14 protein-coding genes and 2 rRNA genes are annotated in these 15,338 nt (G+C 36.4%); 7 read left to right on the top strand and 9 right to left on the bottom strand.

The window, feature by feature from the left end; translation table 11 throughout:
- Positions 1 to 284: 284 nt before the first annotated feature.
- Positions 285 to 1,676: a class II fumarate hydratase gene (fumC, locus tag AB6N09_RS00640; protein WP_411131029.1), complete on the top strand. Its 1,392-nt coding sequence runs from the start codon at positions 285 to 287 to the stop codon at positions 1,674 to 1,676.
- Here the strand turns inward: fumC and AB6N09_RS00635 are convergent.
- The 6 genes from AB6N09_RS00635 to pstC form a co-directional block, all read right to left on the bottom strand.
- Positions 1,671 to 1,925: a hypothetical protein gene (locus AB6N09_RS00635; RefSeq protein WP_411131028.1), complete on the bottom strand. Its 255-nt coding sequence runs from the start codon at positions 1,923 to 1,925 to the stop codon at positions 1,671 to 1,673. The two genes, fumC and AB6N09_RS00635, sit on opposite strands and share 6 nt — an antisense overlap.
- Positions 1,926 to 2,070: 145 nt before the next feature.
- The gene (gene fsa, locus AB6N09_RS00630) at positions 2,071 to 2,715 is read right to left on the bottom strand and encodes a fructose-6-phosphate aldolase (protein ID WP_411131027.1); all 645 of its coding nucleotides are present in this window, start codon (positions 2,713 to 2,715) and stop codon (positions 2,071 to 2,073) included.
- Between the two features lies 1 nt (position 2,716).
- The gene (locus AB6N09_RS00625) at positions 2,717 to 3,019 is read right to left on the bottom strand and encodes a hypothetical protein (protein ID WP_411131026.1); all 303 of its coding nucleotides are present in this window, start codon (positions 3,017 to 3,019) and stop codon (positions 2,717 to 2,719) included.
- 241 nt (positions 3,020 to 3,260) lie between these two features.
- Positions 3,261 to 3,605, bottom strand: a complete 345-nt coding sequence (locus AB6N09_RS00620; protein ID WP_411131025.1) for a F0F1 ATP synthase subunit epsilon — start codon at positions 3,603 to 3,605, stop codon at positions 3,261 to 3,263.
- 5 nt (positions 3,606 to 3,610) lie between these two features.
- Complete coding sequence (atpD, locus tag AB6N09_RS00615; protein ID WP_411131039.1) at positions 3,611 to 5,053, bottom strand: F0F1 ATP synthase subunit beta; 1,443 nt, start codon at positions 5,051 to 5,053, stop codon at positions 3,611 to 3,613.
- A gap of 107 nt (positions 5,054 to 5,160) precedes the next feature.
- The gene (pstC, locus tag AB6N09_RS00610; RefSeq protein ID WP_411131024.1) at positions 5,161 to 6,249 is read right to left on the bottom strand and encodes a phosphate ABC transporter permease subunit PstC; all 1,089 of its coding nucleotides are present in this window, start codon (positions 6,247 to 6,249) and stop codon (positions 5,161 to 5,163) included.
- Between the two features lie 114 nt (positions 6,250 to 6,363).
- Here pstC and rpmH point away from each other — a divergent pair, with 114 nt between their 5' ends.
- The 3 genes from rpmH (at position 6,364) to AB6N09_RS00595 (ending at position 7,208) form a co-directional block, all read left to right on the top strand.
- Positions 6,364 to 6,498, top strand: a complete 135-nt coding sequence (rpmH, locus tag AB6N09_RS00605; protein ID WP_250778182.1) for a 50S ribosomal protein L34 — start codon at positions 6,364 to 6,366, stop codon at positions 6,496 to 6,498.
- 7 nt (positions 6,499 to 6,505) lie between these two features.
- Positions 6,506 to 6,850: a ribonuclease P protein component gene (gene rnpA, locus AB6N09_RS00600; protein WP_411131038.1), complete on the top strand. Its 345-nt coding sequence runs from the start codon at positions 6,506 to 6,508 to the stop codon at positions 6,848 to 6,850.
- A gap of 85 nt (positions 6,851 to 6,935) precedes the next feature.
- Positions 6,936 to 7,208 carry a hypothetical protein gene (locus tag AB6N09_RS00595; RefSeq protein ID WP_411131023.1) on the top strand — a complete coding sequence of 91 codons (273 nt, stop codon included), beginning with the start codon at positions 6,936 to 6,938 and terminating at the stop codon, positions 7,206 to 7,208.
- An 85-nt stretch (positions 7,209 to 7,293) separates the two neighbouring features.
- Here the strand turns inward: AB6N09_RS00595 and rrf are convergent.
- Positions 7,294 to 7,400: ribosomal RNA gene (gene rrf / locus AB6N09_RS00590) — 5S ribosomal RNA — on the bottom strand.
- A 66-nt stretch (positions 7,401 to 7,466) separates the two neighbouring features.
- Positions 7,467 to 10,256: ribosomal RNA gene (locus tag AB6N09_RS00585) — 23S ribosomal RNA — on the bottom strand.
- 350 nt (positions 10,257 to 10,606) lie between these two features.
- On the opposite strand from AB6N09_RS00585, the gene AB6N09_RS00580 reads away from it, so the two are divergent.
- Genes AB6N09_RS00580 through ruvX form a run of 3 tightly spaced genes read left to right on the top strand, consistent with a single transcriptional unit; the run spans position 10,607 to position 13,981 of the window.
- Entirely contained in the window at positions 10,607 to 11,680 is a 1,074-nt protein-coding gene (locus AB6N09_RS00580) for a methyltransferase (RefSeq protein WP_411131022.1), read from the top strand.
- A 48-nt stretch (positions 11,681 to 11,728) separates the two neighbouring features.
- Entirely contained in the window at positions 11,729 to 13,513 is a 1,785-nt protein-coding gene (locus AB6N09_RS00575) for a ribonucleoside-diphosphate reductase subunit alpha (RefSeq protein ID WP_411131021.1), read from the top strand.
- The gene (gene ruvX, locus AB6N09_RS00570; RefSeq protein ID WP_411131020.1) at positions 13,514 to 13,981 is read left to right on the top strand and encodes a Holliday junction resolvase RuvX; all 468 of its coding nucleotides are present in this window, start codon (positions 13,514 to 13,516) and stop codon (positions 13,979 to 13,981) included.
- A 771-nt stretch (positions 13,982 to 14,752) separates the two neighbouring features.
- Here ruvX and plsY read toward each other — a convergent pair.
- Positions 14,753 to 15,337 (bottom strand): glycerol-3-phosphate 1-O-acyltransferase PlsY, encoded by a 585-nt coding sequence (gene plsY, locus AB6N09_RS00565; protein WP_411131019.1) that lies wholly within the window; start codon positions 15,335 to 15,337, stop codon positions 14,753 to 14,755.
- Between the last annotated feature and the right edge of the window lies 1 nt (position 15,338).

The following is a 15,338-nucleotide window of genomic DNA, read 5'->3' as shown; positions in this document are numbered from 1 at the left end:
TAGGTTTTTCCCTATACAAGCTGAAACGTGCTTATAAGTCGTTTAAGACAGTATAGTACGCCAATTTGCAGCATTAGAGAGTGAGCAACTTCTACCACGAGATTCTTTTGTCTTTTTTTCTGATTAGTAAGTTTCTTAGCGCTTAAGCTAAGGGTCTGTTGCAGTTTAAGATACAATACAGTATGATTTAATTAACCAAAAAGTGGAGATATTAATATTAAAAATTTATGTAGTGAAACTGGATTACAGTTTCATCTATTTGTATGATATTAAGAAAGAAAACTATGGATAAAAAAACTAGAATAGAATCAGACAGCCTAGGGGAAGTAAAAGTACCAAGTGAACATTATTGGGGAGCGCAAACACAGCGTTCTTTGGAAAATTTTAAAATTGGCACGGAAAAGATGCCAGAGCCTATAATTGAAGCGTTAGCAATAGTAAAGCTTGCAGCAGCACGTGTGAATATGAAGCATAGTGCCATAGATGAAAAAGTGGGGAATGCGATCTGCACAACTGCACAGGAGATAATAGACGGCAAATTTAACGACGAATTTCCACTTGTCGTATGGCAAACTGGATCTGGAACTCAAACCAACATGAACATGAATGAAGTGATCAGCAATCGCGCAATAGAAATTTTGAGTGGTGATTTGGGCAGCAAGTCTCCAGCACACCCAAACGATCATGTAAACTTTGGCCAGTCATCAAATGACACTTTTCCAACAGCAATGCACATAGCAGCAGCAAAGCAGATAAATTGTTCTCTCATTCCAACTCTTGAAGTGCTGCATAAGGCACTGAATGATAAGGTTCAGGAATTTAAAAATATAATAAAAGTAGGGCGTACTCATTTGCAAGACGCAACGCCTCTGACACTTGGACAGGAATTTTCTGGCTATGCAGTTCAAATTAAAAAGGGAATAGAAAGAGTAAAATCAGCTCTGAACAATGTGTATGAGCTTGCACAAGGTGGCACCGCCGTTGGTACGGGACTTAATACTAAAAAAAGCTTTGCTGAAGATTTTGCTAAAAAAGTGGCAGAAATTACCAATCTTCCATTTATTTCAGCAAAAAATAAATTTGAAGCATTAGCAGCAAATGATGCTCTGGTTGAGCTAAGTGGATCACTCAATACAGTAGCGGTCAGTTTAATGAAAATTGCAAATGATATAAGGTTGCTCGGTTCTGGTCCAAGGTGCGGAATTGGAGAAATAATATTGCCAGAAAATGAGCCAGGTTCTTCAATTATGCCAGGTAAAGTGAATCCAACTCAATGTGAGGCAGTAACTATGGTATGTGCTCAAGTTATGGGAAATCACGTTACTGTAACCATCAGCGGTTCAAATGGCCATTTTGAACTAAACGTGTTTAAGCCAGTAATAATTTACAATGTTTTGCAGTCCATAAGACTTTTGGCTGACGCAAGTTTAAATTTCACAGAAAAATGTGTGATTGGCATTAAGGCAAATGAAAAGAGAATAAAAGATCTGCTGAATCAGTCATTAATGTTGGTCACCATATTAAATACGCATATAGGATATGACAATGCAGCAAAAATAGCCAAACTCGCTTATAAAGAAAATATCACCCTAAAAGAAGCGGCAGTGAAGCTTGAGCTGCTTACTGAAAAAGAGTTTGAAAGAATAGTAAAACCAGAAAAAATGGTGAATTTATAAATTACTAGCTTTATTACAAATGTTTAAAGCAGTTTTCTTTATCTCCTTTATTCTCTCGTCTGCCAACATTTTTAATTTCTCACCGTATCTGTAGTAATTTCGCTTTATAGTGCACAGCTCATCTGCAGAGTTATGATCGAATTTAGGGTAATATTCGTAATCGCAGTTTTCTTTGATGCCCTCAGTGCTTGTAAATGATGCTGAGAGTGGAAACGAAGCTAATAGTAAAGTAAGTGCAAAGCTTTTCATACCGAATATTTAAGCTCAATTGCGTTATAAATCTATTAATAGTGAAAGAAGAAAAACCGACCAATAGATCTCTTGAACAACCTGCTTTCCGATTTAGCGCCAAAACTTGCTTTCGCTCCTCAAGTTTTCCCGTTTCTGTGACCACTTATTGTTTTGCATTCCAATCTTGTTCAAATATTACAAGCCCACATTCGGTAAGTGGATGGCTAAGTAATTGTCTAAGTATTTTCGCTGGCACAGTAATTGAATCAGCACCAAGCCTTGCAGCTTCTACTACATGCATTGGACTTCTTACTGATGCAACAAGAACTTTGGTATCAAAGTCGTAATTAGAATATATAGTGCATATATCTTCTATTAGTGACAAGCCATCATAGCTTATATCATCAAGGCGACCAACAAAAGGAGAAATAAAACAAGCACCAGTCTTAGCGGCAAGCAGTGCTTGTCCAGGAGAAAAACATAATGTAATGTTAACAGGTATTTTATGTTCTGTCCACAACTTTTTACAAGAAATTAATCCCTCATATGTAAGAGGCAGTTTGATTACGATATTGCTAGCGATTTTCGATAACTTAAGACCTTCTTTAATCATATCTTCATGGTTATCCGCAACAACTTCCACACTAACAGGCCCTTCTATAATAGAGCATATCTCACTTATTAAATCTTCATACTTATCTTTACGCCCAGATTTTGCTATCAAAGAAGGATTGGTTGTTATGCCGTCAATGAACTCTTTTAGTTCTTTAATTTCATTTAAATCAACGCTATCAAGAAAAATTTCCATACTAATCTCTCATAAAAAAAATATCTTTGCAAAATCTTGCCATTAAACTCCTTGCATAACCATTGTTTACATAAAAAACCAGTAGCCCACCCTTTAGTGTCATTCCAGCGCATGACGCACAACTGTACAAACATTGTGATTTATAGGCAATTTGCGTAGCAGACATTGTCATTCCAGTGCGAGACACTGGAATCCAGTTTTTTGTTAATTTCATCGAAAATGTTGTATAGTGCGCTTGTTTACGATCAATTTTTCTGGATCCCAGTGTCTCGCTACTTGGATGACACCCTCCTAGTAGTCTCAAACCACAATGCTCGTACAGCTGTGCACGTGACACTGAAATCCAGAAAAAAAAGAAAACAGGTTCCAGTGTCATGCACTGGAATGATAGGAGGTAATGCAAGAAACCCATTGGTTTGCAAAATAGATCCAAGTATTGGAGCACTTGGATGACACCTTGGAGTTTCTGGAACAGCGAAAAAAGAGCATCCTGAGCAACAATCTTACAGCCATTTGAATGATAATTGATTTTTTGCCTAAAGCAGCTAAGAAAGATGCTTCTCATTAAGATGACTTAAATATATACTAATTCTCTTGTTCTTCAACGACTCCTCATCATGAATTATATGATCAAAAATCTGAACTTGGTTCGTTATAATGCTACAATTGTTATCTGCAACTTCCAACACACCATTATCAACCACAACTTTTTCTTTTTTTCGGTTACTCATCTTAACAGTAATTATACCAGGCAATAAATAAATTAGGTAAGGAGAATGGTGAGCTAAAACCATAAGCTCCGCTTCAAGCCCATTTATTAAAAGAGAAGTCACTTTATTGAATAAAATTTGATTATCAGGAGAAAAAAATTGCACTTTAAAGGTATTCATAATCTTTAATTTTTAGCTCCAACTTTAGTTTCAGCCTTTATTAATTCAGCCTTTTGCATTGCTTCGTCTATATTCCCTACCATATAAAAGGCAGCCTCTGGTAAGTGATCATACTTGCCTTCAACAATCCCCTTAAAGCTAGAAACAGTATCGGAAAGTGAAACAAATTTACCAGGCATGCCAGTAAATACTTCCGCAACGTGAAAAGGTTGAGAAAGAAACTTCTGAATTTTACGAGCCCTATCAACAACAATCTTATCCTCATTAGATAGTTCATCCATACCAAGTATTGCAATAATATCTTGCAGTGATTTATAAGTTTGCAATATACGCTTCACCTCAGAAGCCACCTTATAATGCTCTTCACCAATGATTTCAGCAGACAAAGACTGAGAAGTTGAATCAAGTGGATCAACAGCAGGGTATATCCCCATTTCAGCTATTTGCCTTGATAACACTGTGGTTGCATCAAGGTGAGAAAACGTAGTTGCAGGAGCTGGATCAGTCAAATCATCCGCAGGAACATATATAGCTTGCACAGAAGTAATGGAACCTGAAGTAGTTGAAGCTATTCTCTCTTGCATTGCACCCATATCGGTTGCAAGGGTTGGCTGATAACCAACAGCTGAAGGTATTCTTCCAAGTAAAGCAGAAATCTCAGAACCAGCTTGAGTAAAACGGAAGATATTATCCACAAAAAATAAAACATCTTGATTTTCATGATCACGAAAATACTCTGCCATAGTTAGAGCCGTTAAAGCAACCCTAGCCCTTGCCCCAGGAGGCTCATTCATTTGACCATAAACCAAAACAGCTTGAGATTTCTCATGTTCACTTATATCTATTACATTTGAAGTGATCATCTCGTGATAAAGTTCATTACCCTCACGTGTTCTCTCCCCTACCCCGGCAAATACGGAAAATCCTTTATGAGCTTTTGCTATATTGTTAATCAATTCCATTATCAGAACTGTTTTACCAACACCAGCTCCACCAAATAAACCAATTTTTCCTCCTTTAAAGTAAGGTGCAAGAAGATCTATAACTTTTATTCCTGTAACTAAAACTTCTTCCTGTATTCTCTGCTCAGTAAAATTTGGAGGCGCTCTGTGTATAGGTTCTAAATCATACTTTCCTTTTAGCGGACCACACTCATCTATAAGCTCTCCTACAACATTAAAGATTCTCCCTAAAGTTGAACGTCCAACCGGAACTGATATTGGTACACCTGTATCAACAAATTCATCATCTCTTGATACACCATCTGTGCTATCCATAGCAATACAACGGACTATATTGTCACCTATATGCTGTGAAACTTCTAAAACTAGCTCCTTGCCCTTATATTTTAGTTTGCTTTTTAAAGCATTAAATATTTTAGGTAGCTCGCCTTCAAATTTTAAATCAACAACTGCTTGAGTTACCTTAACCATTCTACCTATATTCATCTCTTTACTTTTATCACCTAACACTACAATTTTATAAAAAAGTTCCCAACGAACTCCTTAAGAAAATAAATCTTATATTATTAATAGAAATTTTGCAACAACATTTGCTAATTACGCTTTATTATGAACAGTGCAAACGCATTTAAGAGCCAAGTAATAATAAACAACACTAAACTAAGCGCATAAGCAGCAAGTGTCTGCACACTATTGAAATCCTGATCTCCAGTAAGTAATGTAGCAATCTGCACAGTAATAGTAGTAACTGAATTAAGAGGATTAAAAGTTAAGTTTGAGTTGATTCCCACAGCCATCAGCACGATCATTGTTTCGCCTATCACTCTCGAAATTGACAACAAAATTGCACTTAAAATCGTCGGCATTGCATAAGGTATTGTTATATGCCATATAGTTTCTGCTGGAGTGGCTCCCAATGCCATAAAACCATAGCGTAAGCTCTTTGGAACAGACCTGATTGCGTCTTCTAATAAAGAAATAATAAAAGGAAGAATCATTATCCCTATCGATAAACCAGCAACCAAGGCACTCTCTGAGTGTATATTCAAACCAAAAAAACTTGCTATCTGTTTCACAGAAGAGGATAAAAATACAACCGAGAAATATCCGTACACAACTGTAGGAATAGCAGATAAAACCTGCAAAGTTGTATTAACAATGTAACGCACTTTCCCACTCGCATATTCACTAATATATATTGCAGAAAACAAACCAAGTGGAACAGCAACCAGCATTGCTACAATAGTTATAACCAACGTGCCAACCAAAAGCGGGGTTATACCGAAACATCCTATTTTTTCTCCATTGAGAGTTACCACATTATGGCTCCATTTCAAGCAAAACAAGAATTCTGAAATAGCTACTTCTTTAAAAAAATTAACAGACTTGGTAAGAATAGATAACATTATAAATAAAGTGATAAAAAACGATATGGCTAGAGCCACAAACAGTGAAAATTTGATTATCTTATTTCTTTTGCTTTTAAATATAAAAGCAAACATGAAAAAAAGTAACGCTATAGAAATGGAAGTTATAAAACAATTGTTACAGAGTATCAACAACCAAGTTAACATCCGTATATAACTAAGATATAAATAAGACTTAACCTTATACACTTGCTTAAAGCAAAACAAAAGAATTAGTAGCGTAGGTATGGAAAAGATTATTGCCAATGAATTCATCTATCGAATCTTATTTTACGAGAATACAACTTTAAGATTATCCAAATATAATGCAACCATCATTTGACAATAAAGTAAAATAAATTAAAATAACTAATTTTATTTATAAAAACAATGAAGAGAACATTTCAACCGAAAAATTTGATAAGAAAGCGCAGGCACGGCTTCCGTTTACGTATGGCAACAAGAGCTGGAAGGAAAATTCTCAATAGGCGTCGCTCATTAGGATGCAAAAAACTATGTGCATAGTTAAGTTATCGAGCATAAAAAAAAAGAGTTTTCATTTGCCTTTAAAAATAAGCTAGTACCTGGTAGTCTTTTTTATCGTGGGCTCCATATATCATTATATGCTATAAAAGAGAAAGAGCCCGAAAAGTATACTTACACTATTAGAACAGGTCTAGTTATCAGTAAAAAAACTGGAAAAGCAGCAAAAAGAAACAAAATAAAAAGACGATTACGGGCACTTGCCAGATTCATCATTCTAAATATAAATAACGCAGGGTACTATTACATAGTATTGACTCATAGAAATATTATGCAAGCAAGTTATAAAAACTTACAGAAAGATCTAACTATTTGCCTAAAAAAAATAAAATAAAAAAAATCTCAATTAAGGTATTTACAACTATATTATTTATGATAACATAGGTAAAATTTTTAAAAATAGTTAATGGATGTGGTGAATGATAGAACACATAAATGAGGTAAATAATATAAGCTTTGGTGAGATGTATGAGCCTTTATTTCCCTCTAGAAAAAAAAGAACAGGAACACGTATAGATTGGGAATCAGCATTTCTTCAACAAGAAATATTATTAAAGAATATGAAGAATAATGCAATATTACCAGAGATCAGTCATTCCCCTTCAAAAGGAAACCAACTAGAAGAAGTAGGAACAATGTTAGATGATATAGAAAACGACAAACATATAAGAAAAAAAAGACAACGGAGCTAAAGTAAAGATTTAAAAAACAATAGCAAAATAAGGGAGTTAAAATAAAAGTATGCTCACCACTTAATTGATAAAGAGATTTTTATAAACTTGGCAGCGACCTACTCTCCCTTTGCAAGTACCATCAGCGCTAAAAAATTTCACTTCCGAGTTCGAGGTGGGATCGGGTGTTTCATTTTTGCTATAGCCACCAAGTTAATAAAAATCTCTAATTCAATAAATTCAATCTAATATTTAACACTGCATATGCACACATAGAAAGCAAACAAATCAATCAGGCTATTAGTACTAGTTAGCTCCACATGTTACCATGCTTCCACACCTAGCCTATCAACGTGGTAGTCTTCCACGGCCTTAATTGGGAAATTTTTTTGAAGAGGGTTTCTTGCTTATATGCTTTCAGCAATTATCCCATCTATACATAGCTACCCAGCAATGCTATTGGCATAACAGCTGGTACACCAGAGGTATATCCATCTCGGTCCTCTCGTACTAGAGTTAGATCTTCTCAAATTTCCTTCACCCACGGCAGATAGAAACCGAACTGTCTCACGACGTTCTAAACCCAACTCACGTATCACTTTAATCGGCGAACAGCCGAACCCTTGGGACCTTCTCCAGCCCCAGGATGTGATGAGTCGACATCGAGGTGCCAAACGGTGTCGTCGATATGAACTCTTGAACACCATCAGCCTGTTATCCCCGGCGTACCTTTTATTCGTTGAGCGATGACCCTTCCATACAGAATCACCGGATCACTATAACCGACTTTCGTCTCTGCTTGGCTTGTCAGCCTCGCAGTCAGGCAAGCTTATGCCATTGTACTATCAAGCTGATTTCCGACCAGCTCTAGCTTACCTTCGCACGCCTCCGTTACTTTTTAGGAGGCGACCGCCCCAGTCAAACTACCCACCATACAATGTCCTAGTTCAAGATAATTAAACATAGTTAGGTATCAAAAATGTAAAGGGTGGTATCTCAAGGTTGACTCCATTACAGCTAGCGCCATAACTTCAAAGTCTCCCACCTATCCTGCACATTACATTTTTAATAACAATGTAAAGCTATAGTAAAGGTGCACGGGGTCTCTTCGTCTAACCGCGGGTACCCCGCATCTGCACGGGGAATTCAATTTCGCTGAATTGATGTTGGAGACAGTGGAGAAATCGTTACGCCATTCGTGCAGGTCGGAACTTACCCGACAAGGAATTTCGCTACCTTAGGACCGTCAGTGTTACGGCCGCCGTTTACTGGGGCTTCAATTTGGAGCTTGCACCCCTCCTATTAACCTTCCAGCACCGGGCAGGCGTCAGACCCTATACTTCCACTTACGTGTTTGCAGAGTCCTGTGTTTTTAGTAAACAGTCGCTACTCCCTATTCTGTGCCACCTACTAATAGTTGCCTAAAAGCAGGTTACCCTTCTTCCGAAGTTACAGGTATAATTTGCCGAGTTCCTTCAACATCATTCTTTCAACACCTTAGTATACTCTACTCATCCACCAGTGTCGGTTTACGGTACGGCCTCATGAATATAAGTGCTATTTCCTGGAGCTTCTTTTAAGCATAGATCAATCCAATTAGACCTATACAAATACAAAACCCGTCACACTTAAGAGGTTCAGGAATATTAACCTGATTGCCATCGACTACTCCTTTACGGACTCGCCTTAGGAACCGACTAACCCTACGCAGATTAACTTAACGTAGGAACCCTTAGATTTTTGGTGAGAGTGTTTTTCACACTCTTTTACGCTACTTATGTCAGCATTCTCACTTCTGATATCTCCAGCAGTTTTCACAAACTACCTTCACAGACTTACAGAACGCTCCGCTACCGCACCTATTGATCGGAATCAATAAGCACCCACATCTTCGGTATACAGCTTTAGCCCCGGTACATTTTCAGCGCAGAAAAACTTATTTAGACAAGTGAGCTGTTACGCTTTCTTTAAAGGATGGCTGCTTCCAAGCCAACCTCCTAGCTGTAATGGTTTTTCTACTTCCTTCCCCACTTAGCTGTAATTTTGGGACCTTAGATAGTAGTCTGGGTTGTTTCCCTTTTCACCACGGACTTAGCACCCGCAGTGTGTCTGTTGTACAATTAATTATTGGTATTCGGAGTTTAGTTAGATTTGGTAAGACGGTGAGTCCCCCTAGTCTATCCAGTGCTCTACCCCCAACAACATACATACAACGCTCTACCTAAATAGATTTCGCGGAGAACCAGCTATTTCCAAGTTTGATTGGCCTTTCACCCCTAATCACAACTCATCCAATAATGTTGCAACATTAACTGGTTCGATCCTCCAGTGTGTTTTACCACACCTTCAATCTGGTCATGACTAGATCACTTGGTTTCGGGTCTAATCCATAAAACTAAACGCCCTATTCAGACTCGCTTTCGCTATGCCTACACCTAACGGCTTAAGCTTGCTCTACAGATTAACTCGCTGACCCATTATGCAAAAGGTACGCTGTCACTCTAATGTAAACCAGCTACAAGATTGCTCTTGTAGCAAAAACATAGAGCTCCAACTGTTTGTAAGCACTCGATTTCAGATTCTATTTCACTCCCCTCCCGGGGTTCTTTTCACCTTTCCCTCACGGTACTTGTTCACTATCGGTCGTTAAGGAGTATTTAGGCTTGGAGGATGGTCCCCCCATATTCAAACAGGATTTCACGTGTCCCGCTCTACTCGAGGATTTAAAAACTTTCTACTTATACAGGACTATCACCTTCTATGGTTACTCTTTCCAGAGTATTCTAATTCTTATTCTTAAACCGCTAGCCTTTTCCGCTTTCGCTCGTCACTACTAACAGAATCTCAGTTGATTTCTTTTCCTTTGGTTACTTAGATATTTCAGTTCACCAAGTTTGCTTTGCATATTGATTTAATATGCAATAACTAGCTTAACTAGTTGGGTTCCCCCATTCGGAAATCTGCGGATCAAAACCTGTTGACAATTCCCCGCAGCTTATCGCAGCCTGCCACGTCCTTCATCGCCTCTTAACGCCAAGGCATCCATCAAGCGCTCTTAATAATTTATTTACTCGACTATATGTAGAATATGCAGAGTTAAATATTATTGAAATTGAATTGAGATTAAATTAATCTCTACCATAAAACTTGTCAAACATCTAAAAATCAAATTAACTTCTTATATGTTAGAAACTAATAAGCAATATGTCAACGCTTTTTTACACAAAATATTTACTTACATCAGCAACAATAATAATATACTTGTAATCCTAAGTAGGTAAAATTTATAATTTAAGTGAGTGTTTTAAAGCAGAATTATATACAATTAAAGATCAATGAAAAAAATATTCCATAATATAAAATGCTTTAAAAATCAGGTCTACTCAAAAATGATAGTAAGCACCAAGGGTATCTAAAATATGAAAGGCAATTTATCCTTTATAAGTGTTATTTTAAGTTTTATTCGCAAGTTAATCGGTATGTTTAATATTAAGAAGGCCAAACAATTCGCTGTAAATCAATACAATAATCTCTATAGAGAAGCAACAGCACTTTTCGAAAAGTCCAAAAACCTATTAAACACCAACATTGAAATCGGTTTATATCACTTCTATAAGGGTCACATATCAGATGCAAAGCTAAGATTTTGGTTGATCAGCATATTCTACTCCAATTTACCAGTAGTTTGGTATAACATTGGAAGGTGTCATTTTGCAATGGGAAATATTAACAAAGCTCATACCTATTTAACAAAGACACTAAAACTAGACAGTAACTATGAAGAAGCCTCTTACTACATAAACAAAATGATAAACCCAGCATCGATCACAAAATTGCCTAAAAACCTCATAAAACAATATTTTGACTACACTGGTGAGTATTTTGTTGAGCATTGGTTAATTGCTAAACAATACAGAGGACATGAACTTGCGCACATGGTAATTACAGAAATCTTTAATAACTCCACTTCTGCACTCAACATACTTGATCTTGGTTGTGGAACTGGAATATGCGGTCATTTCTTAAAAATACACAATACTGGAAATTGCGTAACAGGAGTTGACATTTCAAACAGAATGCTAAACATTGCCAGAGGATGCTTTATAAAGGGTAAACCTGTCTATAATGAGTTGATACACATGGAAATGACAGATTTCTTTAAACAAGAAAGAAATTATTTGTATGATGTCATTATTTTTGCCGAAGTGTTACATTATCTACATGACTTCCGAGCAGAACTGGAACTAGCAAAAGGATCTATGAGCAAAAAAGGAGCAATCATATGTTTAATAAGAAGAAAGGAAGGTGAAGGTATTGACTTTGTAAATAAAGGAGATTACTTTTGCCACTCAGAAAGTTATGTCCAACGCGTTGCAAAAGAAATAAATATGCAAATAAGTTATATGAGTTACTGTAAAATATATGGAAGTCAGGTTAATGGTATCTTGTTCGCGCTACAACATCCACAAAAAAAATCGAAGAGCTCAGCTTAAAGATCACTATTGCTCAAAGCAGATACAATGAAATAGAAGAGGAATTTTATGAGTAATATCACTATTAATCACGAAAAAAACGGTAAATTAACCAATTTTGGAAAAGCAGTTCTATCGGATAGGTATCTGATAGAAAATGAAAGTTATCAAGATCTTTTCATACGCATTGCCAGCTATTATTCTGATAATAAAGAGCATGCGCAGCGTCTTTATGACTACATGAGCAACTTGTGGTTCATGCCTTCAACACCAATACTTAGCAATGGTGGTACCAAAAGAGGATTGCCCATCTCTTGTTTTCTCAATGAAACTGAAGACAGCTTGCAGGGAATAGTTGACTTATGGAATGAAAATGTCTGGCTTGCTGCACGTGGAGGAGGCATAGGTAGTTATTGGGGAAATCTACGTTCAATTGGTGAAAGTGTAAAGGGCAGCGGTAAAACATCTGGAATTGTGCCATTTATTGTGGTGCAAAATGCTCTAACGCTTGCAATCAGTCAAGGGTCCTTAAGAAGAGGAAGTTCAGCAGTTTATCTTCCTATATCCCACCCAGAGATAGAAGAGTTTCTTGATATACGCAAGCCAACGGGAGGTGATCCGAACCGTAAAGCATTAAATATACATCATGCCGTGATAGTAAATGATAAATTCATGCAAGCTGTTGAGAATGATCGAAAATGGGATTTGATTAGTCCTCATAATAACAAAGTTATCTCAACCGTCAAAGCACGTGACATATGGATCAAAATATTAACAGCAAGAATTGAAACTGGAGAACCTTACATTATTTTTCTTGATGCAACGAATAATAATAAGCCAGAGTCTTACAAAAGACTCAATCTAGACATCAAAATGTCAAATCTGTGCAGTGAAATCACTTTAACTACAGGTTATGATCATCTAAACAAATCTCGTACTGCTGTGTGTTGTCTATCATCAGTGAATCTTGAATACTACGAAGAATGGAAAGACAATGGACTCTTCATAGAAGATATAATGCGTTTTCTTGACAATGTATTAGAGGATTTCATAAATAAAGCACCAGACGAAATACAGCGAGCAAAATATTCTGCAACAAGAGAGCGTAGTATCGGTCTTGGTGTGATGGGCTTTCACTCATTTTTACAAAGTAAAATGATTCCTTTTGAATCAGTAACAGCACAACAGTGGAATAAAAAAATATTTAAGTATTTACGTGAGCAGGCAGATATGGTTTCTAAAAAATTAGCAGAAGAAAAGAGAGCATGTCTTGATGCTAAAGAAATTAATCTAATGGAAAGATTTACACATAAGCTCGCTATTGCTCCAACTGCCTCAATTTCCATTATTGCAGGTAACACTTCCCCTGGAATAGAACCATATGCAGCAAATGTATTTACACAAAAGACACTAACAGGTTCATTTGTAGTGCGAAACAAATTCTTGCAAAAGCTATTGGCAGAAAAAAATCAAGACAATGATAAAATATGGTCCTCAATTTCAACAAACGAAGGTTCCGTGCAGCACTTAGATTTCCTTAGCGAACATGAAAAATTGACATTCAAAACAGCGTATGAGCTTGATCAAAGATGGATTATAGAACACGCAAGCGATAGAACACCTTACATTTGCCAATCTCAATCAGTAAACTTGTTTCTACCTGCTAACGTACATAAACGTTACTTGCACAAAATACACATGCTTGCTTGGAAAAAAAGCCTGAAAAGTTTATATTACTGTAGATCACAGTCAATGCAGAGGGCCGACAAAGTTTCGCACGACATATTTAAAAAAAGTGAAATATTGCAGCAAAGAACAGATATTGATTACGATGAGTGTTTGTCATGTCAGTAGATGCTACATAGATATCCTTATGAATTTCTAAAGTCTATTCCAAAAGACAAGTGCATAATGTGTCTTGACATGGGAGAAAAGCGAATAGGTATAGCATTCAGTGATAAAACACAGCTCATAGCCACAGCTCACAGCGTATACCACAGAAAAAATATAAGTAAAGATTTAGGTTATTTAAACAGGATATTCAAAGAAAATGAAGCTGGGTCAATAGTAATGGGGCTACCACTGGAAATAGAGAAGCAAAAAAGTGAATGGCGTGAAACCATAATCCAATTCGCAAACAAAATGATAAAAAAACATAAGGTATTTATATATTTACAAGATGAAAGCTTGTCAACGTCTATTGCAGCTCATACACTAAAGATTACCGGAGTATCAATCACAAAATCGAAAAAAATAGATGATAAAATTGCTGCATGTATTATTCTACAACGAACGTTAGACAAGATAAATACAATTAAATAGTTTCTTTTCAGCACGTAACTGTATGAACTTATATCGCAAAAGTAAAGATACTAAGAACTTAAAACTAATAAATTTAAAGAAAATTCTTCTTTATCATAATCTTAGTCATAGCTAGATATATGAAATTTTCAGCGGATGTTGTAATACCAAATTCCAATGGTAAATTAAAAAGTTTCCATGCGATTAGAGGTTGAGCAAATTTATTATGTATCTTGTTTGATAACGAAAGTTGATATAACCTTTATGCTTAAGAGATTTACTAAATAAAAAAAAGGCAAAAGAAGCCCTGGTCAGTATTTATTTTCAGTATTGGCGTTTTTATGCCTTAAACGCTGCAATTTAGCTGCTTTTAAGCGCAACTAGTCTAAGCTATAATATTTAAGAAATTTATCAGACAGAAAAAAAAGACAATAAAACCCCGAGGTAGCTAGTTATTCCACTCTCTATTTTAAAATCCGGCGTTGGGTGATTTCTTAAACGACTTATAAGCGCGTTTCAGCTTATATGGGTAAAAACCCGAAGTTTTAAAAAGACATGCAGTGCACATAGTGCGAAAAATTAAACATGAGACGCCAAATACAAAGTTTCCTTTGTCATTTTAACCTGTACAGATTGGGAAGTTAAACAAATAGCTTCAGCATTATGATAATGGTAATGGCGAAGGTTGTTAAGTAGTTTTTTTCGTTTCTGTTGAATAACATAGATAAGCCTAAACGCCATCATGTCTTTAGGAGAGTTTGCTAATCGAGGCTCTTAAATTGACGCCATTGGCTAAAACTGCTTATGAAATTTGTACTCTTTGCCTTGCAGAAGGTTTGCAATATTTTTGTGGTGCTTTAAAAAAACTAATACTGCCACAATCAATAGAGTAAAAAATAAGTCTTTTTGAAAAAAAAGAGATATCGCAACAACTGCTGCAGTGGCCGTTAAGGAGGCAAGAGAGGAGTACCGAAAGATAGAAAACACTGCTAGCCAAACAAATATAAATGCTAATGCCATATGAATACTAAGTGCCATCAAAGTCCCCAAAGTTGTTGCAACTCCCTTCCCTCCACTGAATTTTAACCATATAGGAAACATATGCCCTAGAACTGCTAACATTGCAGATGCACATATGTAAAAACTACCACAACCAAAAAATTGTCGCGCTATATGAACCGCGATGAATCCCTTCAAGGAATCCAGAAACAGTGCCAGAGCAGCAAGTCTTTTATTCCCTGTTCTTGCAACATTTGTAGCGCCAATGTTTCCAGAACCTACTTCCCTTAGATTTATTCCTTTTATCCTCGTAATGATTAAGCTAAACGGTATTGAACCCAACACGTAGGATAATATAAGAACTATATACTTCTCCACC

Origin of the sequence: Wolbachia endosymbiont of Tettigetta isshikii (assembly GCF_041154185.1) — a bacterium.
Classification (GTDB): Bacteria; Pseudomonadota; Alphaproteobacteria; order Rickettsiales; family Anaplasmataceae; genus Wolbachia.
This window is presented reverse-complemented; position numbering and strand designations above follow the sequence as displayed.